Origin of the sequence: Sphingopyxis alaskensis RB2256, from assembly GCF_000013985.1 — a bacterium.
GTDB lineage: Bacteria > Pseudomonadota > Alphaproteobacteria > Sphingomonadales > Sphingomonadaceae > Sphingopyxis > Sphingopyxis alaskensis.
The window spans coordinates 622,248-641,963 of record NC_008048.1; the positions used below are offsets into that span (position 1 = coordinate 622,248).

Below are 19,716 nucleotides of genomic sequence, written 5' to 3' on the forward strand. Positions count from 1 at the left end.
GATGAGTGACGAACAGGACAAGCCGACCCTTAGCCGCAAGCCGCTGGGCCTGAAGCGGACGGTCGAGGCCGGACAGGTGCAGCAGCAATTCAGTCACGGTCGCCGCAATACGGTGGTCGTCGAGGTGAAGCGCCGCCGTGTGCTGGGTCGGCCGGGCGAGGCCGCACCGACGCCCGAGGTCGAAGAGGCGAAGGCCGCGCCCGCTCCGGCGCCTGCGCCCGCCGCACCCAGGCCCGCGGCGCCGAAGCCGGCCGCGGTCGACAGCCTGATGACGCGCCAGGAGCGTCAGGCGCAACTGCTCCGCGAAGCCGAGGAAGCCCGCATGGCGGCGCTTGAGGAAAACCGCCGCCGCGAGGAGGCCGAACGCGCCCGCGCCGCCGAGGAGGAAAGGGCGCGCGCTGAAAAGCGTGAAGAACAGGCGGCCACCAAGGCGCCCGAACCCGCGCCCACGCCCGCGGCATCGGCTCCCGACGCCACTGCTGCCGACGCGCCGCCTGCTGCCGAGGGTCCGGTCGAAACGGCGGCGCGGCCCGCGACGGCGAGCGCCGCCCCGGCGCCGCGTCGTTTCACGCCGGTCGAAGCGCTGAAGCGTCCCGAACCCAAGCGTCCCGAGCCCAAGGCCAGTCGCGGTGGTGAAAATCGCCGTCAGTCGGGCAAGCTGACGGTGACCCGTGCGCTCAACGAGGACGAAGGCGCGCGTGCGCGCAGCCTTGCGGCGCTGAAGCGCGCCCGCGAAAAGGAAAAGCGTTCGCACATGACCTCGTCGGGTCCGCGCGAAAAGCAGGTCCGCGAAGTCGTCGTGCCCGACACAATCACCGTGCAGGAACTCGCCAACCGCATGGCCGAAAAGGGTGCCGACCTGGTCAAGGCGCTGTTCAAGATGGGCATGCCTGTCACCGTCAACCAGACGATCGACCAGGACACCGCCGAACTGCTCGTCACCGAATTCGGGCACGAGATCAAGCGCGTCAGCGAAGCCGATATCGACATCCGCCACGACGAGGATGTCGACGACGCCGCGCAGCTGAAACCGCGCGCGCCGGTGGTCACGATCATGGGCCATGTCGACCACGGCAAGACCAGCCTGCTCGACGCGCTGCGCGGCGCGAATGTGCAGGCGGGCGAGGCCGGTGGCATCACCCAGCATATCGGCGCCTATCAGGTGAAGGCAAAGGACGGCAGCGTCATCACCTTCCTCGATACGCCGGGCCACGAAGCCTTTACCGAGATGCGTCAGCGCGGCGCCAACGTCACCGACATCGTCATCCTGGTGGTGGCGGCCGACGATGGGCTGAAGCCGCAGTCGATCGAGGCGATCAATCATGCGAAGGCGGCGGGCGTGCCGATCATCGTCGCGATCAACAAGGTCGACAAGGAAGGCGCCAATCCGCAGCGCGTCCGCGAACGCCTGCTCGAACATGAGCTGGTGGTCGAGGAAATGGGCGGCGACGTCCAGAATGTCGAAGTGTCGGCGCTCAAAAAGACCGGGCTCGACAAGCTGCTCGACGCGATCGCGCTGCAGGCCGAGATCATGGAGCTGAAGGCGAACCCCGACCGTGCCGCCGAAGGTACGGTGATCGAGGCGAAGCTCGACAAGGGCCGCGGCCCGGTCGCGACGATCCTTGTGCGCCGTGGTACCTTGAAGGTCGGCGACATCTTCGTCTGCGGCGCCGAAAGCGGCCGCGTCCGCGCGCTCGTCGACGATCATGGCAAGCAGGTCAAACAGGCGACGCCGTCGATGCCGGTCGAAGTGCTCGGGCTTGGCGGGGTGCCGATGGCGGGGGATACGCTCATCGTCGTCGAGAATGAGGCGCGCGCGCGCGAAGTTGCCGCCTATCGCCAGGAACAGGCGCTCAAGAAGCGGACCGCGCAGGCGCCGGTCAGCCTCGAGGGCATGTTCTCCGCGCTTGCCGACAAGGCGAATGTCATCGAATATCCGGTGGTCATCAAGGGCGATGTACAGGGCAGCGTCGAGGCGATCGTCAACGCGCTCAACAAGCTGTCGACCGACGAGATCCGCGTTCGGGTGCTCCATGCGGGCGCCGGCGCGATCACCGAGAGCGACGTGACGCTCGCCGCCTCGACCAGGGCGCCGATCATCGGCTTCAACGTCCGCCCGAACGCCAAGGCGCGCGAGATCGCGAACCGCGAAAAAGTGCGCTTCCTATATTATGACGTCATCTATCACCTGACCGCCGACGTCGCGAAGGAGATGGCGGGCGAACTGGGTCCGGAACGCATCGAGAATGTCGTCGGCCGCGCCGAGGTCAAGGACGTCTTCCCGGCGGGCAAGCGCGACAAGGCCGCAGGCCTGCTCGTGCTCGAAGGTTCGATCCGCAAGGGGCTCCACGCGCGCCTTACCCGCGACGACGTCATTGTCTCGGCAACGACGATCGCTTCGCTGCGCCGCTTCAAGGACGATGTCGCCGAAGTGCGCGCGGGTCTCGAATGCGGTGTCGTGCTCGCCGATACCAACGACATCAAGCCGGGCGATCACCTCGAAGTCTTCGAGGTCGAGCTGCGCGAACGCACGCTGTAGTGGAACCATCCCTGCACCCCCGCCGGCGCGGGGGTGCAGGAGGAATTGACCGATGCGCCACAAGGAACAATCCGAAGGCCCCTCCGTCCGCGTGCTGCGTGTGGGCGAACAGGTGCGCCATGTGCTGAGCGAAATCCTCGCGCGCGGCGACGTGCACGACGATGTGCTCGCGACGCATCCGGTCAGCGTGACCGAGGTGCGCATGTCTCCCGACCTTCGCCACGCGACGGTCTTTGTGAAGCCCCTGCTCGGCAAGGATGAGGAGGCGGTGCTGAAAGCGATGCGGACAAACACCGCCTATCTTCAGCGCGAGGTCGCGCATCGTATCCGGATGAAATATGCAGCGAAACTGAAGTTCCTCGCTGACGACAGCTTTGACGAGGCCAGCCATATCGACCGGCTGCTGCGCGATCCGAAGGTGGCGCGCGATCTGGAAGGCGGCGACGAAGGCGATCAGGGTTGAAGCCTGCCCGAACGGACCTGTCCGGTCGATGGACCCGAAGGCGGCGTGCATGACCGACCCCGACGCCCCCTATCACGCCCATGTCTATTATGATCCTGCCGAGAGGTCCGCGGCCGCCGCACTGCGCGACGATTTCGGCCGCAACTCCGCGATCCTGTTCGTCGGCGCGATGGCCGACGGCGCCGCCGGGCCGCATCCGATCGCCCAATATGAGGTGCATTTCCTCGCGCGCTCGCGCGATGCCGTTGTGGCGGCGATTGCGGCGACGGGCCTGCGCGCGCTGGTTCATCCGCTCACCGACGACGATGTGGCCGACCACACCAGCCTGGCGCAATGGATCGGCGAACCGGTCGATCTCGACCTGACCGTGCTCGATCCGCCGGGAGGCAATCAGGGGATCCCGCGTTTCGGGCTTTCGGACTTTCAGGCCTCGACAGGACCGTCGGCCCCCAGCACATAGGCGCAGCCGAGCCGCGTTGCGTCGTCGGCGTCGGTGAGCGCAGCGACGGTACGCCAGCCGTCGGCGCGCAGGCTCGCCGCGACCGCTGCATCGTGACCGAGCGGCAGGAAAATGCGGCGCTCGGCCATATCTTCGGCGCCCAGCCCGGCGTCGATCAGCGGATCGGGATAGAGCGAAAAGCCGACCGCAGCCTCCTCAGCCTCGCCGACGGGGATCGCATAGGCGCCGCCGCGGCCGACCGCGTCGCCCTGTCCGGGCACGAAGATCTGGAAGCCGAACCAGCTTTGATAGGCGAAGCCGTGGCGCTCGGTCGGATCGAGCGTCAGCGTGACGCGGTCGCGGATCGGCGCCGCGATGGCTTCCAGCGCGTCGATGCGTCCGCCGAGGACGCCGCTGGTGTCGAAAGCGCGCAGGTCGGTGATCGCCCGGTCGAACGGGCCGGTGGCGCGCAGCAGCGGCAGATAGGCGCCAGCGCCGATCCGCGCGAGTGCGCCCGCGTCCTTCGCATCGAGTTCGTCGCGGAGCTGCTGGAGGTCGGCCGTGACCGGAAGCGGTCCGAACGCGAGCAGATCGACGACATCGGGCAGGGTGAAGTCGATGGTGACGGGACCGATGCCCGCGGCTTCGAGCGCGTCGATCGCGACGGTCACAATTTCGCGCGCGGCGGCGACGCTGTCGCTGCCGATCAGCTCGGCGCCGACCTGTAACATCTCGCGTGCGGGTCGAAGCTGGCTGGCGCGCAACTTCACGACTTGTCCGGCATAGCAAAGGCGCAGCGGCCGCGGTGATGCCGCGAGCAGCGAGGTCGCGATCCGCCCGACCTGTCGCGTGATGTCGGGGCGCAGCGCGAGCGTGCGCTGCGACACCGGATCGGTGAAGCGGAGCAGGTCGCGGCCGGAGCGGTCGTCGTCGCTGCCCAGCGTCTCGCGAAACTCGGCGAGCGGCGGCGACACGCGGCCATAGCCATGCGCGCGCATCGCATCGACCAGCGCGCGGGTGACGCGCGACGCGGCCTCGGCCTGTCGGGGGAGGCGGTCGCGGAGGCCTTCGGGCAGCAGGGCAGGGGCCTTGGTCATGGGGTGGCCTTAGTGGCTGTGAGTCTCAATTGGAAGCATCGCTAATCCTCTCCCGTCGGGAGAGGCAACGAGACTTGGTGGCTTGCCGCCTAGTCGCAGTGGTGAGGGGCTGTGCATCGACGATAAGGCACAACCCCTCATCCAACTCCGCCTAGCCGCTTCGCGGCAAGGCTGCGTATCCTTCTCCCAATGGGAGAAGGTTGTGATGCGTCAGAACTTCAGACCCTTCACCATCTTCACGCCGGGAAGCTGGCAAACTTGCCACAACAGCGGTTCGGGCATCGGCGAATCGAGGCTGAGCAGCAGCACCGCTTCGCCGCCCGCGGCGCGGCGGCCGAGGTGGAAGGTGCCGATGTTGAGTCCGGCGTCGCCCAGCGTGCTGCCGATGCGGCCGATGAAGCCCGGCGCGTCCTCGTTGACGATATAGAGCATGTCGCCGTCGAGGTCGGCTTCGACCTTGATGCCGAACATTTCGACGAGGCGCGGCTCGTTGTTGCCGAACAGCGTGCCCGCCACCGAACGGTCGCCCGCCTCGGTCGCCACGGTCACGCGGACGAGCGTGTGATAATCGCCTTCGCGGTCGTGGCGCACTTCGCGCACATCGAGGCCGCGTTCGCGCGCGAGATGCGGCGCGTTGACCATGTTCACGCTGTCCGAATAGCGGCGCATCAGCCCGGTGAGCACCGCAGCGACGATCGGTTTCAGGTTGAGTTCGGCCGCTGCACCCTCGACCTCGACCGAGATGTGCGTCAGATTGTCGTGCGCAAGCTGGCCGACGAGGCTGCCGAGCTTTTCGGCGAGGCTCATATAGGGGCGCAGCTTCGGCGCTTCCTCGGCCGACAGGCTGGGGACGTTCAGCGCATTGGTTATGCCGCCGGTGAGCAGATAATCGCTGATCTGTTCGGCGACCTGGATCGCGACATTGACCTGCGCCTCGTCGGTCGACGCGCCAAGATGCGGGGTGCAGATGAAATTGGGGGTGTTGAACAGCGGATGGTCCGCCGGCGGTGGCTCGACCGCGAACACGTCGAGCGCCGCGCCGGCGACATGGCCGCTGTCGAGCGCGTCCTTCAGCGCCGCTTCGTCGATCAGCCCGCCGCGCGCGCAATTGATGATCCGCACGCCCTTCCTGGTTTTGGCGAGATTTTCCTTCGACAGCACATTGCGCGTCTGATCGGTCAGCGGCGTGTGCAGCGTGATGAAGTCGGCGCGCGCGAGCAAAGTGTCGAGGTCGACCTTCTCGACGCCCAGCTCGATCGCGCGTTCGGGGGTCAGGAAGGGGTCGAAGGCGACAACCTTCATCTTGAGGCCGAGCGCGCGTTCGGCGACGATGCTGCCGATGTTGCCGCAGCCGATCAGGCCGAGCGTCTTCGACGTCAGCTCGACGCCCATGAAGTCGTTCTTCGGCCATTTGCCCGCCTGCGTCAGCGCATTGGCTTCGGGAATCTGGCGCGCGAGAGCGAACATCATCGCGATCGCATGTTCGGCGGTGGTGATCGAATTGCCGAAGGGCGTGTTCATCACGACGACGCCCTTTTTCGACGCCTCCGGAATGTCGATATTGTCGACGCCGATCCCGGCCCGGCCGACGACCTTCAGCTTTGTCGCGGCGGCAAGGACGTCGGCGGTGACTTTCGTGGCGGACCGGATCGCAAGGCCGTCGTAGTCGCCGATCATCGCGATCAGCTCGTCCCTGGTTTTGCCGGTGATTTCGTCGACGCGGATACCGCGTTCCTTGAAGATTGCGGCGGCCTTGGGGTCCATCTTGTCGCTGATAAGGACTTTGGGTTGGGTCATTGTCTACTCCCTCTCCCCTTCAGGGGAGAGGGCCGGGGAGAGGGGGAAGCCTTCACCGGCCCTATGTGGTTGAAAAGAAGTGAGAGCGGGGGGGGCATTCCCCTCTCCCAACCCTCTCCCCTGAAGGGGAGAGGGCTATTAGGTCAGCTCTTGAGCGAGACGTAAGCCCAGTCGAGCCATGGCCCGAGCGCTTCGATGTCGGCAGTGTCGACAGTGGCGCCGCACCAGATGCGCAAGCCCGGCGGCGCATCGCGGTAGCCCGCGATGTCGTAGGCCGCGCCTTCCTTCTCGAGCAGCCCCGCGAACGTCTTGATGAAATCCGCGTCCGCTCCGGCGACCGACAGGCAGACCGAGGTTTTCGACCGGCTGGCGGGATCGGCGGCGAGATGACTGAGCCAGTCGCGTTCTTCGACGATCTTGTCGAGCGCCGCGGCATTCGCATCGCTGCGCGCCTTGAGGCCATCGAGCCCGCCCAGGGACTTCGCCCATTCGAGCGCGAAGATCGCGTCCTCGACCGCGAGCATCGACGGGGTGTTGATCGTCTCGCCCTTGAACACGCCTTCGGCGAGCGCGCCCTTCGACATCAGGCGGAACACTTTGGGCAGCGGCCAGGCGGGGGTATGGGTTTCGAGCCGTTCGACCGCGCGCGGGCCGAGGATCAGTACGCCATGGCCGCCTTCGCCGCCGAGCACTTTCTGCCAGCTGAAGGTCGCAACGTCGATCTTGTCCCACGGCAGGTCATAGGCGAACACGGCGCTGGTCGCGTCGGCGAAACTGAGGCCGGCGCGGTCGTCGGCGATCCAGTCGCCGTTCGGTACGCGCACACCGCTGGTGGTGCCGTTCCAGGTGAACAGGACGTCGTTCGACCAGTCGACTTGCGTGAGGTCGGGGAGCTGGCCATAATCGGCGCGGATGATCGTCGGGTCGAGCCTGAGCTGCTTGGCGGCATCGGTGACCCAGCCCTCGCCAAAGCTTTCCCACGCCAGCGCCGTCACCGGACGCGCGCCCAGCATCGTCCACATCGCCATTTCAAAGGCGCCGGTGTCGCTGCCCGGAACGATGCCGATGCGGTGCGTGTCGGGCAGCTGGAGCATCTCGCGCATCAGGTCGATGCAGTATGCGAGGCGCGTCTTGCCGATCTTTGCACGGTGTGATCGGCCCAGCGATTCGGTGGCCAGTTTGTCGGGGGACCAGACCGGCGGCTTGGCGCAGGGTCCGGAAGAAAAATAGGGGCGCTGCGGGCGCACCTCCGGCGTCGTCACTTCACTCATCATAGTCTCTCCTTGCAGAGAGCGCGCGCGGCGTTGGGACCGCGTGGCCCGGCGCCGCGTTTAGGGTGGACCGCGCAAGTGTCAAACAAATTGCGCCGACAGCGCGAAATTTTCGACGAGCGGAGCGAGAGGTATACGGACTGTTCACCATTTCGTCGGTATTTTGACACCCATGTTGTTCGCGCCGATTCTGAAACCCCGGACGCTCCTCGCCGTCACCGCCGCGCTCGCGCTATCCGCCTGTTTTGGCGCGCCCGACGTGATGAAGAAAGACAGCGGAAACCGGCCCGCGGCCAGCAAGCCGACCCGTCCGCAACCGGTCGGTACTCCGTCGTTCACCAGTGCCGAAGCCCAGCAATGCGCGTTCGACCTTCAGCAGGCCGGGGTGCGCTTCACCCCGCTTCCCAATCAGGATCATGGCGGCGGCTGCACGTCGATCGATTCGGTGAAGCTGCTCGACGTCGGCGTTCCCGTGTCGGGTCTGGGGCCGATGACCTGCCCGCTCGCGCGCAATTTTTCGGCCTGGGCGCAATTTGCCGTGAAACCCGCCGCGCGCCGCTATTTCGGGACCGAAGTTGTAAAGATCGAAACCTTCGGCACCTACAGCTGCCGCAACATCTATGGCGGCCGGTCCGGGCGGTTGTCACAGCACGCCTATTCGAACGCGATCGACGTGTCGGGTTTCGTCCTCGCCGATGGGCGCCGCATCCTGCTCGACGGCGGGTGGAAGGGCGATCTGGCGTCGCAGGATTTCCTTCGCGCGCTCCACAAATCGGCGTGCCGCCGCTTCGGCACCGTGCTTGGCCCCGATTACAACGCGGCCCATCACGATCATTTCCACTTCGATATGAGCGGCAACGGCTATTGCCGTTAGCGTCGTCATCGCGAGCGCAGCGAAGCAATCTCCAGCGATCGGCGTCGCGCTTCCTGCGCGCGGGCGATTGCCGTGTCGCCTGCGGCTCGTCGCAATGACGGCGATGAGAATGGTGCGCGGCTGACTTGGCAAAGTCATGCGAAGCGTATAGCCGCTCGCTAATGGCAGAAGATAAACAACCCCATCGTTCGCGTTTCCACAAGGCGAAGGACGACGCGCAATTCGCCCAGCAGGCGACCACCACCCCGCAGACCGCGCACCCCGCATATCGGCTTGCATTCCAGGACAATGATTTCCTGCTGCGCGAAGATTTGCGCCCTGTCCGTTTCCAGCTCGAATTGCTCAAGCCCGAACTCCTGCTCGACGAGGCGGGAATCGAATCGACGCTCGTCGTCTATGGTTCGGCGCGCATTCCCGAACCCGGAGAGGCCGACGCACTCGAGGCCGCGGCGACCGACGATGCGACGCGCAACATCGCCCGCCGCCTGAAGGCCAAGGCCAAATATTATGACGAAGCGCGCGCGCTGGCGCGGCTCGCGAGCCAATATCCGTGCGACGACAAGGGTTGCCGCCACTTCGTTGTCTGTTCGGGCGGCGGGCCGTCGATCATGGAGGCAGCGAACCGCGGCGCCGCCGACGAGGGCCGCGAATCGATCGGGCTCAACATCGTGCTTCCCCATGAACAGGCCCCCAACCGCTTCGTCACCCCGTCGCTGAGTTTCCAGTTCCACTATTTCGCGCTGCGCAAGATGCACTTCCTGCTTCGCGCGCGCGCCGTGTGCGTTTTTCCCGGCGGCTTCGGGACGTTCGACGAGATGTTCGAGCTGCTCACGCTCATCCAGACGGGCAAGATCAAGCCGATCCCGATCGTGCTGTTCGGCAAGGAGTTCTGGCAGCGCGTCGTCAATTTCGAAGCGCTGGTCGAGGAAGGCGTCGTCAGCGCGCGTGACCTCGGCCTCTTCCAGTTCGTCGAGACCGCCGACGAAGCGTGGAAGATCATTCAGGATTTCTACGCGAATATCGAAGAGCAGCATTGATTTTGAATCCCTCCCCCTGATGGGGGAGGCAGCGAGCCCCGGATCCAGTCCGGGGCGCAGCGGTGGGGCGGGCTATGCCTTACTCGATGGCGCGGGGACGCGCCGTCACCCCCATCCAACGTCGCCTGGCCGGCTGTCGCGATACAAAGCTGCATATCCTTCCCCATCAAGGGGGATGGGACTATTTCTGCGCTTGCAGATACAGGATCAGCGCCTTGCGGTCGGTGGCGTCGACCACCCCCGCAAAGGCCATGCGCGTGCCGGGGACGTCCTTCATCGGCGCTTTGAGATAGGCGTCGAGCGCGGCTTCGTCCCACACGCCACCCTTGGCCTTCATCGCGCCTGAATAGGAAAAGCCTGCCTTTGCCGCGACGGGGGCACCGACGATGCCGTGCAGATTCGGGCCGATACCGTGGCGCCCGCCCTTGTCGACGGTGTGACAGGCGACGCAGCGGCGGAAGATTTGCTCGCCCATCGCCGCAGTCGGTTCGACCGCGGGCGCGTCGGTCGCCGACTCGCCCGTCGCCGGGCTGTCGGCCACCGGGTCGTCGGTCGGCGGCGCGTCGCTCTTGCCGCAGCCGGCGAGCAGCAGCGCGCCCGCCAGCAGGACGGGCGCGGTGCGCATTATTTCGTGGCTTCGGCCGGGGCGGCGGCGCCTTCGGCCGCCGGGGCGGCCGCGCCTTCTGCAGCCGGTGCAGCGCCTTCGGCAGCGCCCGCTGCGGCATCGGCGGTCGCGACCTCTTCGACCGGCGGCAGCGGCAGGTTCGATCCCTGCGTGTTCATATAGACGATCAGGTTCGCGCGATCTTCGGGGCTGCTCAGGCCGGCAAAGGACATCTTGGTGCCCGGCGCATATTTACGCGGGCTTTTCAGCCATTCGTCCATGCTCGCGAAGTCCCAGTTTCCGGGAACGCTCTTCAGCGCCTCCGAATAGGCAAAGCCGGGAACATGGCCATGCGCCTTGCCCAGCGCGCCGTAAAGATTGGGACCGATGCCGTTGGCTCCGCCCGCGTTGATCGTGTGGCATGCCGCGCATTTCGCGAATACCGCTTCGCCCTTCGCGGGGTCGGCGGCTGCGAGCAGGTTGGCGAGCGGCACCGCCGATTCGCCGCCGCCTGCACCGGCTTCGGCGTCTTCGATCGGATATCCGGGCTTTTCGGGGGCGTGGGTCGCGAACAACATGCTCGACCCGATGGTCAGGCCCAGCGCGCATATGCCGGCGAACAGCACCCAGCCGGCAATGGTATTGTTGCGATTGTCCATGCTCTAACAGCCCCGTTAGCTGGCGCTCGTGTGGGAGCGCCTTTGTGATTTGGAGGCTCCCTTACTGGCGCGGCGGCGGCGGCGCAAGGGGATGAAATCGGCGGACGGGTCGCCGCCGCGGCTGGTTGCGCGCTGGCGGCGGTGTCGCTATGCGCCGCGGTTCCAGCGTGGGAAGGCAGTCATGGGCAGTTATTCGGCTTCGGCGCAGCATCTGGTCGACAAAATGCGGGCGCTGGCCCTGGCCGAACCCGCGCGCGGGCTGGCGTTCCAGGGCGCGCCTGGCGCGAACAGCGACCTCGCCGCGCGCGAATATGACCCGAACTCGCTGCCGCTGCCCTGCTATGCCTTCGAGGATGCGATCGATGCGGTGCGCGAAGGCCTGGTCGACCGCGCGATCATTCCGATCGAGAACAGCCTGCATGGCCGGGTCGCCGACATTCATTTCCTGCTCCCCGAATCCGGCCTGTCGATTGTCGGCGAACATTTCCTGCCGATCCGCTATGGGTTGATGAGCCGCAATCTGGGACCGGTGACGCGCGCGATGAGCCACGAACAGGCGCTCGGCCAGTGCCGCAAATGGTTGCGCGCCAATAATATCGCGCCCGTCGCGCACAGCGACACCGCGGGCGCCGCCGCCTGGGTTGCCGACAGCGACGAGGTCGGGCTCGCCGCACTGGCGCCGCCGCACGCCGCCGACCTCTATGGCCTGACGCTGCACGGCACGGGAATGGAGGACGCCGATCATAATATGACGCGCTTCGTCGTGCTCGCGCGCGAGCCCTTGCGCGATCTTTCGGCAGTCGAAGGGCCGGTGATGACGACCTTCATGTTCGAGGTGAAGAATATCCCCGCTGCGCTCTACAAGGCGCTCGGCGGCTTTGCGACCAACGGCGTCAACATGACCAAGCTCGAAAGCTATCAGACGGGCGGCAGCTTTGCCGCGACCAAATTTTACGCCGACATCGTCGGCGCGCCGGGCGACGAACGTGTCGACCGCGCGCTGGAGGAGCTGGATTTCCAGACCAAGTCGCTGCGCCTGCTCGGCACTTATCCGCAGGCGCGCCCGCGTCCCTGAGCCTTTCAGTTGCCGCGGCGGCGCAGCATCCGCGCGGTCATCGACGTCTGGACGACAAACAGCGTGACGAGGATGCTCGCGACGACGAGCGCGAACAGGTCGAACGCCGAAAAATTGGTTCCGGCAACGTCGGCGCCGCCGACGACGGGCATGAGCGCGGTCATCGCCATCAGCATCAGCCGCAGTTCGGTCGGCCCGCCCGCCATATAGGACAGGCGGAACTCGCCCAGAATCTTCGCCGAAATGAAGGTGTGGATCGACAGCAGGAAATAGCCGATCACGCCCATCAGCGCGACGTCGAGCCGCATATAGGGGCTCATGCCGATCGCGCTGATCATCAGGAAGGTCGCGATCGCATCGACGCTGTGATCGACGAAATAACCATAATTCGGCCGCTCGATCCCCCGCCAGCGCGCCAGGCTGCCGTCGAGCGAATCGCCGAACCAGTTGACGATATAGCCGACAAGGCACAGCCCCAGCCATTCGCTGTCGAACCAGCTGAGCAGATACCCCGCGGCGACGAGCACCGCGCCTGCAAAGCCGAGCGCGGTGAGCTGGTCGGGCGTCACCCACGCGGGCAGCCGCGCGCACAGCCAGTTGAGCAGGCGGCGCTCGCCGCGCGCGAGGATATTCTGCTGGATGCGGACCGGCGCCTTGGCGACGGGTTCATATTTGCTCATGCGGGCCCTCTGCTGCCGTCTGTCACAAAAGCGCCAGCCGGATGTCATCGAGCCGTCATAGAAGCAAAGTCGCAAATGCGAAAGGGCAGCGCGTTCGCCGCGCCGCACCTGGGCAGCAATCAGTCGCGCCAGGGACCGATTTCACCGACCTCGCCGATCGTGCGGAAGCGCACCGCGCCATCGACCCATGCGACCTCCCACATCGGCGCCGGGCGCGCCCATTCGCCGATGACGAACAGGGGCAGCTTGTTGGCGGCGACGAAGGCCAGGTCGTCGGCGGTCGGGCCGGGCACAATCGTTTCGGACCGCTGGTGCAGCCGCACCACCGCCAGCGTCCCGTCGGGCGGCGCGGGGAGCGACTGGCGCACGGGAAAGCCCAGGCTGGCGGCGACCACCGGATACCCCTTGTCGTCGCGCGCGATGAGCAGCACCTTGTCGGCGGTCGGCCAGGGCCCCCCGACCGGTCGTCCCGCGACCTTGCGCCCCGCGATCGCGGCAAATTCGCGCAGGTCGGTATCGGCAACCGGCGCGGGGTGCGCGACCGGGGCTTCCGACGGCGTCGCAGCGGGATCGGCGGTCAGCGCCGCGGCGAACAGCAGGGCAGCGATCAATGCGCGTCGCCCCAGCTCTTACCTGTGCCGATCTCGACCTCCAGCGGGACCGAGAGTTTGAGCGCCGGCTCGGCGGCGCCCATCATCACCGCGCGGATCACCTCGCCCGCCGCTGCGGCCTTGTCCTCGGGCGCCTCGAACACCAGTTCGTCATGGACCTGAAGCAGCATCTTGACATCCGCGAGGCCCGCATCCGCAAGCGCGCCCGGCATCCGCGCCATCGCGCGCTTGATCAGGTCGGCGCTCGTGCCCTGGATCGGCGCGTTGATCGCGGCGCGCTCGCTTCCCGCGCGCTCGTTCTGGTTCGCCGCCTTGATGCGCGGGAACCAGGTCTTCCGGCCGAACAAGGTCTCGGTATAGCCGCGCGCGCGCGCGGTTTCGAGCGTGTCGCTGATATAGTCCGAGATGCCGGGGAAGCGCTCGAAATAGCGGCTGATGAGCGCCTGCGCCTCGTCGGGGGTGATTTCGAGCCGTCCGGCGAGACCCCAGCGCGAAATGCCATAGAGGATCGAGAAATTGACCGTCTTCGCCTTGCCGCGCGTGTCGCGGTTGACCTCGCCGAACAGCTCGATCGCGGTCGCGGCGTGAATGTCGTCGCCGCGGGCGAAGGCCTCTTTCAGCTCGGGGACATCGGCCATATGCGCCGCGAGCCGCAATTCGATCTGGCTATAGTCGGCGGCAATCAGCACATGGCCCGGCGCGGCGATGAAGGCGTCGCGGATCTGCCGCCCGACTTCGGTGCGGATCGGGATATTCTGAAGGTTCGGATCGGTCGATGACAGTCGCCCCGTCTGCGCGCCGACGAGACTGTAGCTGGTGTGGACGCGCCCGGTCGTGGCGTTCACCTGTTCCTGCAAGGCGTCGGTATAGGTCGATTTCAGCTTGGCGAGCTGGCGCCATTCGAGGATTTTGCGCGCAATCGGTACGCCGTCGCGTTCGAGCCGTTCCAGCTCATTCTGGTCGGTCGACCAGTCGCCCGACTTGCCCTTGCGCCCGCCCTTGAGGCCCATCTTGTCGAACAGGATTTCGCCGAGCTGCCTGGGGCTGCCGATCGCAAAGGGCTGACCTGCGAGGGCGTGGATTTCGCCCTCGATGCGCAGCATCTCGTTCGCAAACTCGCCCGACAGCTTGGCCAGATAGTCGCGGTCGACCATGATGCCGGCGCGTTCCATGCCCTCGACGACCGCGGCCAGCGGCCTGTCGACCATCTCGTAGACGCGCGTCCCGCCTTCGAGCGGCAGGCGGAGCTTGAGCAGCTTCCACAGCCGCCACGCGACCTCGGCATCTTCGGCGGCATATTCGGTCGCGCGGTCGAGTTGCACTTCGGCGAAGCTGATCTGCGACTTGCCAGTGCCGCACACGTCCTTGAACGACAGGCAGACATGGTCGAGGTGCAGCTTGGCAAGCTCGTCGAGCCCGTGCTGGTGCTTGCCCGCGTCGAGCGCAAAGCTCATCAGCAGCGTGTCGTCATAGGGCGCGACGGTGACCCCGTGCTGCGCGAGCACGCCAATGTCATATTTGAGGTTGTGCCCGACCTTGAGCACCGCATCGTCGGCAAACAGCGCGCCGAGGCGCTCCAGCGCGTCGCCCATCGCGATCTGTTCGGGCTTTTCGGCGAACATGTCGGTGCCGCCGTGACCGAGCGGAATGTAACAGGCCTTGCCCGCCCCGGTCGACAGGCTCACCCCGACGAGCCGCCCGGTAACGCTGTCCAGGCTCGCGGTCTCGGTGTCGACCGCGACGACATGCGCCGCGCGCGCGTCGGCGATCCAGCGGTCGAGCGCCTCGATCGTCGTCACCGTTTCATAGCGCGCGCGGTCGATCGGCGGCATCGACGGCAATGTCGGGGTCGAAGGCGCATCGGCAGCGGGCGTCACGGGCGCTGCCCCCGCACGCGGCAGCGTCGGCGGCCCCGCGGGCGCGGTGCCGAGATCGAGCTTCGCCGACAGCGAACGGAAACCATGTTCGTCGAGGAACAGCTTGAGCGGTTCGGGCGGGATCGCGCCAAGCTTGAGCGCGTCGAGCGGGTCCGGCAGCGGACAATCGCGCTTGAGGTCGACCAGGATGCGCGAAAGCTCCGCCATCGCACGATGTTCGATCAGATTCTCGCGCAGCTTGCCGGGCTTCATCGTTTCGGCGCCGTCGAGCGCGGCGGTCAGGCTGCCATATTCCTGGATCAGCTTCGTCGCGGTCTTCGGCCCCACGCCGCGCACGCCGGGAACATTGTCGACGCTGTCGCCCATCAGCGCGAGCACGTCGCCGACCAGATCGGGGGTGACGCCGAACTTCTCGTTCACCGCGTCGATCCCCAGCCGGACATTCTTCATCGTGTCGAGCATGTCGACATGCGGGCCGCCTGCGGGCTCGCGGATCAATTGCATCAGATCCTTGTCCGACGACACGATGGTGACGTCCCACCCTTCGCGCACCGCAGCTTCGGTATAGCTCGCAATCAGATCGTCGGCCTCGAACCCCTCCATCTCGATGCACGGCAGGGAGAAAGCGCGCGTCGCGTCGCGGATCAGCGGGAATTGCGGGACCAGATCCTCGGGCGGGTCGGGGCGGTTCGCCTTATACTGGTCGTAAATCTCGTTGCGGAACGACTCGCTCGAATGGTCGAGGATCACCGCAAGGTGCGTCGGCCCGTCCGCGTCGTGCAGATCCTTCGCGAGCTTCCACAGCATCGTGGTGTAGCCGTAAACCGCACCGACCGGCACGCCCCTGGGGTTGGTCAGCGGCGGCAGGCGGTGATAGGCGCGAAAGATATAGCTGGAGCCATCGACCAGATAGAGGTGATTCTTCTCGGACATGGCGGGCGGTGTAGCAGGGGGAAAGGGGGCGGCCTAGCGCGATGGTTCCGCTTTCTTCCTATGCGCCGCGCGGTCGCGGGGGCAGGTCGAAATGCATCACATCCTCGCGCGCGCCGAGCCCGGTGTATAACGCAACCGCGGGGTCGTCGCCATGGTCGGCCTGGACGAACACCGCCCAGGCGCCGGTTTCGGCGGCGATATGTTGAAGCTCCCCGATCAGCGCGGTGGCGATACCGCAGCGGCGGTGCGCGGCATCGACCGCGAGGTCATAGAGATAGATTTCGCTGCGCGCCGCCTCAAGCTTCGGTAGCTCATAGGCGGTGAGGCCGCCGACGATGTTGCCGTCCAGTTCGGCGACCAGCACGATCACCCCCTCGCGGCCAAGCTGGCGCGCCAGCCATGCGTCGTCGGGACGGTCGGCGCGATAGGTTTCGGGGTCGTCGAAGGCGGCGCCATAGACCGCGTTCAGCGCGCGCACTGCGGCGATGTCGCCGGGGCCGAGGCGGCGGACGATCATCGCGCGCGCCACCGCTCGACGCCCTGCCAGCCGAGCCGCCTGGCCGAAATCACGAACTCGCGACCCAACCCGCCCGAGCCCGGGAGAAGGATTTTTGCGGTGGGGGTCATGCTGCGCTCCGTTGGCCGTCCGAACACCGCCTGCCCCTAGGGTCAGGACCCATTAATTCCCCGTTCGAGGCGTCGAAATGGCGAAGATATCGGGCCTTGGCGGGTGCAGCGGGTAGCATCGCTACCCGCAAGGCCGCGAAGGTCCGAGATTGAAGCCATTTCGGCGTCCCTTCGGGATTTGACCGATTTTGCCCATGGCAGCGTCGAAAAGTCTTGAAATATATCCATATTCCTGCGCCTTTCCTCCTCGCCCTGAGCAAAATCGCCTCAAACCTCGAACGGGTAATCAATGGGTCCTGACCCTAGTCGGCGCGGCGCACCTTGGCCAGCGGCCAAATGGCGTCGCGCGGCCGGTCATTCTGTGATAATTCTGGCCCAACCACCCTGGTGAATGCTGCGGGAGGGTCGATAATGATGGACGATTGGCGAGTGGATGACCTGGCGCTGTGCATCAGCCGACACGAGCGCTATCCGCCGGAGGTCCGGCCCGGAGCGGTCCTTACGGTTCGCGCGGTGCTGGTCGATATGCCCGACCTTGCCGGTGGGCAGGCGGGAACCGCGCTGAACTTCCGCGATGTGCCCGATCTTGGCCCGCGTGCCGCCTATTGCGCGCGCCGGTTTCGCAAGATCACCCCCGGCGCGCCCGACAGCTTCGACGCCGAAGTGATCGACCTTATGGCGGACGCGACGCGGGTCGGTCGCTGATCGCCGATTTACATCAATCCGCCGCTTTGATCGATTGTTTCGATAAGTGTGCCCGGAAATTTGGGGTTGAGTGCTGCGGCCGCTCGGCATAGCTGGCCCCTGCAAATCATTTTGCAGTGCAGCAAACAGCAGCAGATAAAGGAAACACTCTCCCATGGGTATCATCGGAAGTTCGATCAAGCCGTTCAGCGCCACCTCTTACCATCAGGGCAAGTTCGTCCCCGTGACGGACGCCGATGTGAAGGGCAAATGGGCGGTGTTCTTCTTCTATCCGGCCGACTTCACCTTCGTCTGCCCGACCGAGCTCGAAGACCTCGCCGACCAGTATGAAACGCTCCAGAGCCTTGGCGTCGAAGTCTATGCCGTTTCGACCGACACGCATTTCAGCCACAAGGCTTGGCACGACAGTTCACCGGCGATCGGCAAGATCGCCTATCACATGCTGGGTGACCAGAACCATGTCCTCGCCAATAATTTCGGCGTGCTGCGCGAAGATTCGGGCCTTGCCGACCGCGCGACCTTCGTTGTCGATCCCGACGGAGTGATTCAGGTGATGGAAATCACCTGCGAAGGCGTCGGCCGCAATGCAGGGGAACTGGTCCGCAAGATCAAGGCTGCGATCCATGTCCGCGCCAACCCCGGCCAGGTCTGCCCGGCGAAGTGGGAAGAGGGCGCCGAAACGCTCGCTCCCTCGATCGAACTCGTCGGCAAGATCTAAGCCGGCGCAAGCCGGGACAAAATGGTGTGCCCCCGCGAAGGCGGGGGCCCATCTCCGGACGGAGCAAATCGCACCGGCAGGTGATGGATCCCCGCTTTCGCGGGGATGCACAACTCCTATTGCCTTCAGGATTCTCCCCATGCCGATGCTCGACCCCAACACGACCGCCCAGCTCAAAACCTATCTCGGCAACCTCCGCCACCCGATCGAGCTGGTCGCGAGCCTCGATGCCTCGCCCAAGTCGGTCGAGATGCGCGCGCTTGTCGAAGAGGTCGCGGCGCAGTCGGACCGCATCACCGCGCGCTTCGACGGCGACGACGTACGTCGTCCGTCCTTCGCGATTCGCGGCGATGAGGGCAAAGCCGAAGCCGTGTTCGCCGGCCTGCCGATGGGGCATGAGTTTACGTCGCTGATCCTCGCGCTGCTGCATGTCGGCGGCCACCCGCCGAAGGAAGACGCCGAACTGCTCGACGCGGTGCGTGCGCTGGAGGGCGATTTCACCTTCGAAACCTTCTTTTCGCTGTCGTGCCAGAATTGCCCCGACGTCGTGCAGGCGCTCAACATCATGGCGGCGCTCAATCCGAATATCCGCCACACCGCGATCGACGGCGCGCTGTTCCAGGACGAGGTCGAACGGCGTCAGGTGATGGCGGTGCCCGCGGTGTTCCTGAACGGCGAACCTTTCGGGCAGGGGCGCATGGACCTCGCGCAGATCGTCGCGAAACTCGACGCCGGTGCCGTCGCCCGCGCGGCCGGAAAGATCGCCGCGAAGGAGCCGTTCGACGTGCTCGTCGTCGGCGGCGGACCCGGCGGCGCTGCGGCGGCGATTTATGCGGCGCGCAAGGGCATCCGCACCGGCATCGTCGCCGAACGTTTCGGCGGGCAGCTGCTCGACACGCTGGGGATCGACAATTTCGTCTCGGTCCAGCACACCGAAGGCCCGAAGCTCGCCGCGCAACTCGAAGCGCATGTCAAGGATTATGACGTCGATGTGATGAACGCGCAGGAAGCCGCCGCGCTGATCCCCGGCGGCGCGAACGGCCTGCACGAGGTGAAGCTGAAAAGCGGCGCGAGCGTCAAGGGGAAGACCGTCATCCTGTCGACCGGCGCGCGCTGGCGCCAGATGGGCGTCCCCGGCGAGGCCGAATATCGGGGCAGGGGCGTCGCCTATTGCCCGCATTGCGACGGTCCGCTGTTCAAGGGCAAGCGCGTCGCGGTGATCGGCGGCGGCAATTCGGGGGTCGAGGCGGCGATCGATCTGGCCGGGCTGGTCGCGCATGTGACCTTGATCGAGTTCGACAGCCAGCTTCGCGCTGACGCGGTGCTTCAGACGAAGCTCGGCAGCCTGCCCAATGTCACCGTCATTACGTCGGCGCTCACCACCGAAGTGCTCGGCAATGGCGAAAAGGTCGTCGGGCTGCGCTATCGCGACCGCGGCACGGACGAGGAGCATCTGATCGAACTCGAAGGCATTTTCGTCCAGATCGGCCTTGTCCCCAACACCGAATGGCTCGGCGATGCGGTGGCGCTCAGCGGTCGCGGCGAGATCGAGGTCGACGCGCGCGGCGCGACCAGCCAGCCCGGCATTTTCGCCGCGGGTGACGTGACGACGGTGCCCTACAAGCAGATCGTCATCGCGATGGGCGAGGGGTCAAAGGCGTCGCTCTCGGCCTTCGACCATCTGATTCGCGCGGGCGCCTGACGCCGCGC

The 19,716-nt window shown here is 66.1% G+C and carries 18 protein-coding genes; 9 read left to right on the forward strand and 9 right to left on the reverse strand.

Annotated elements, in window-relative coordinates:
- Position 1 precedes the first annotated feature (1 nt).
- From infB to SALA_RS03090, 3 genes are read left to right on the forward strand one after another with little or no spacing between them, the layout of a single operon-like run.
- Positions 2-2,539: a translation initiation factor IF-2 gene (gene infB, locus SALA_RS03080; protein ID WP_011540923.1), complete on the forward strand. Its 2,538-nt coding sequence runs from the start codon at positions 2-4 to the stop codon at positions 2,537-2,539.
- Positions 2,540-2,591: 52 nt separating this feature from the next.
- A complete protein-coding gene (rbfA, locus tag SALA_RS03085) occupies positions 2,592-3,002 on the forward strand; it encodes a 30S ribosome-binding factor RbfA (protein WP_011540924.1) in 411 nt (136 codons plus the stop codon).
- Positions 3,003-3,051: 49 nt separating this feature from the next.
- On the forward strand, positions 3,052-3,462 hold the full coding sequence (locus tag SALA_RS03090; RefSeq protein ID WP_049754702.1) for a DOPA 4,5-dioxygenase family protein: 411 nt from the start codon (positions 3,052-3,054) through the stop codon (positions 3,460-3,462).
- Here SALA_RS03090 and SALA_RS03095 read toward each other — a convergent pair.
- The 3 genes from SALA_RS03095 to SALA_RS03105 all read right to left on the reverse strand — a co-directional run bounded on the left by SALA_RS03095 (position 3,426) and on the right by SALA_RS03105 (position 7,606).
- A complete protein-coding gene (locus SALA_RS03095; protein WP_011540926.1) occupies positions 3,426-4,538 on the reverse strand; it encodes an ATP phosphoribosyltransferase regulatory subunit in 1,113 nt (370 codons plus the stop codon). The two genes, SALA_RS03090 and SALA_RS03095, sit on opposite strands and share 37 nt — an antisense overlap.
- A 210-nt stretch (positions 4,539-4,748) precedes the next feature.
- Positions 4,749-6,335 carry a phosphoglycerate dehydrogenase gene (gene serA, locus SALA_RS03100; protein ID WP_011540927.1) on the reverse strand — a complete coding sequence of 529 codons (1,587 nt, stop codon included), beginning with the start codon at positions 6,333-6,335 and terminating at the stop codon, positions 4,749-4,751.
- A 143-nt stretch (positions 6,336-6,478) separates the two neighbouring features.
- Positions 6,479-7,606 (reverse strand): phosphoserine transaminase, encoded by a 1,128-nt coding sequence (locus SALA_RS03105; protein ID WP_041383620.1) that lies wholly within the window; start codon positions 7,604-7,606, stop codon positions 6,479-6,481.
- Positions 7,607-7,778: 172 nt separating this feature from the next.
- Between SALA_RS03105 and SALA_RS03110 the strand changes: the two genes are divergently transcribed.
- Together SALA_RS03110 and SALA_RS03115 are read left to right on the forward strand one after the other, a co-directional pair.
- Complete coding sequence (locus tag SALA_RS03110; RefSeq protein WP_011540929.1) at positions 7,779-8,480, forward strand: extensin family protein; 702 nt, start codon at positions 7,779-7,781, stop codon at positions 8,478-8,480.
- A gap of 161 nt (positions 8,481-8,641) precedes the next feature.
- Entirely contained in the window at positions 8,642-9,517 is an 876-nt protein-coding gene (locus SALA_RS03115) for an LOG family protein (protein ID WP_011540930.1), read from the forward strand.
- A gap of 181 nt (positions 9,518-9,698) precedes the next feature.
- On the opposite strand, the gene SALA_RS03120 is transcribed toward SALA_RS03115, so the two are convergent.
- Entirely contained in the window at positions 9,699-10,142 is a 444-nt protein-coding gene (locus SALA_RS03120; RefSeq protein ID WP_011540931.1) for a c-type cytochrome, read from the reverse strand.
- The gene (locus SALA_RS03125) at positions 10,142-10,780 is read right to left on the reverse strand and encodes a c-type cytochrome (protein WP_011540932.1); all 639 of its coding nucleotides are present in this window, start codon (positions 10,778-10,780) and stop codon (positions 10,142-10,144) included. The genes SALA_RS03120 and SALA_RS03125 overlap by 1 nt, the downstream gene beginning before the upstream one ends.
- Before the next feature lie 181 nt (positions 10,781-10,961).
- Between SALA_RS03125 and SALA_RS03130 the strand changes: the two genes are divergently transcribed.
- On the forward strand, positions 10,962-11,855 hold the full coding sequence (locus tag SALA_RS03130) for a prephenate dehydratase (protein ID WP_011540933.1): 894 nt from the start codon (positions 10,962-10,964) through the stop codon (positions 11,853-11,855).
- A 5-nt stretch (positions 11,856-11,860) separates the two neighbouring features.
- Here SALA_RS03130 and SALA_RS03135 read toward each other — a convergent pair whose 3' ends face one another.
- The 4 genes from SALA_RS03135 to aac(3)-Ii form a co-directional block, all read right to left on the reverse strand.
- The gene (locus SALA_RS03135; protein ID WP_011540934.1) at positions 11,861-12,535 is read right to left on the reverse strand and encodes a CDP-alcohol phosphatidyltransferase family protein; all 675 of its coding nucleotides are present in this window, start codon (positions 12,533-12,535) and stop codon (positions 11,861-11,863) included.
- A 119-nt stretch (positions 12,536-12,654) separates the two neighbouring features.
- Entirely contained in the window at positions 12,655-13,146 is a 492-nt protein-coding gene (locus SALA_RS03140) for a hypothetical protein (RefSeq protein WP_011540935.1), read from the reverse strand.
- Positions 13,143-15,956, reverse strand: coding sequence for a DNA polymerase I (gene polA / locus SALA_RS03145; RefSeq protein ID WP_011540936.1), 2,814 nt, complete (start codon positions 15,954-15,956; stop codon positions 13,143-13,145). Before polA ends, SALA_RS03140 begins: the two co-directional genes overlap by 4 nt.
- Before the next feature lie 58 nt (positions 15,957-16,014).
- On the reverse strand, positions 16,015-16,473 hold the full coding sequence (aac(3)-Ii, locus tag SALA_RS03150) for an aminoglycoside N-acetyltransferase AAC(3)-Ii (RefSeq protein WP_011540937.1): 459 nt from the start codon (positions 16,471-16,473) through the stop codon (positions 16,015-16,017).
- 521 nt (positions 16,474-16,994) lie between these two features.
- On the opposite strand from aac(3)-Ii, the gene SALA_RS03155 reads away from it, so the two are divergent.
- The 3 genes from SALA_RS03155 to ahpF all read left to right on the forward strand — a co-directional run bounded on the left by SALA_RS03155 (position 16,995) and on the right by ahpF (position 19,708).
- On the forward strand, positions 16,995-17,288 hold the full coding sequence (locus tag SALA_RS03155; protein WP_011540939.1) for a hypothetical protein: 294 nt from the start codon (positions 16,995-16,997) through the stop codon (positions 17,286-17,288).
- A gap of 154 nt (positions 17,289-17,442) precedes the next feature.
- Positions 17,443-18,006 carry an alkyl hydroperoxide reductase subunit C gene (gene ahpC, locus SALA_RS03160; protein ID WP_011540940.1) on the forward strand — a complete coding sequence of 188 codons (564 nt, stop codon included), beginning with the start codon at positions 17,443-17,445 and terminating at the stop codon, positions 18,004-18,006.
- A 145-nt stretch (positions 18,007-18,151) separates the two neighbouring features.
- Complete coding sequence (gene ahpF, locus SALA_RS03165; RefSeq protein ID WP_041383621.1) at positions 18,152-19,708, forward strand: alkyl hydroperoxide reductase subunit F; 1,557 nt, start codon at positions 18,152-18,154, stop codon at positions 19,706-19,708.
- Positions 19,709-19,716: the final 8 nt, after the last annotated feature.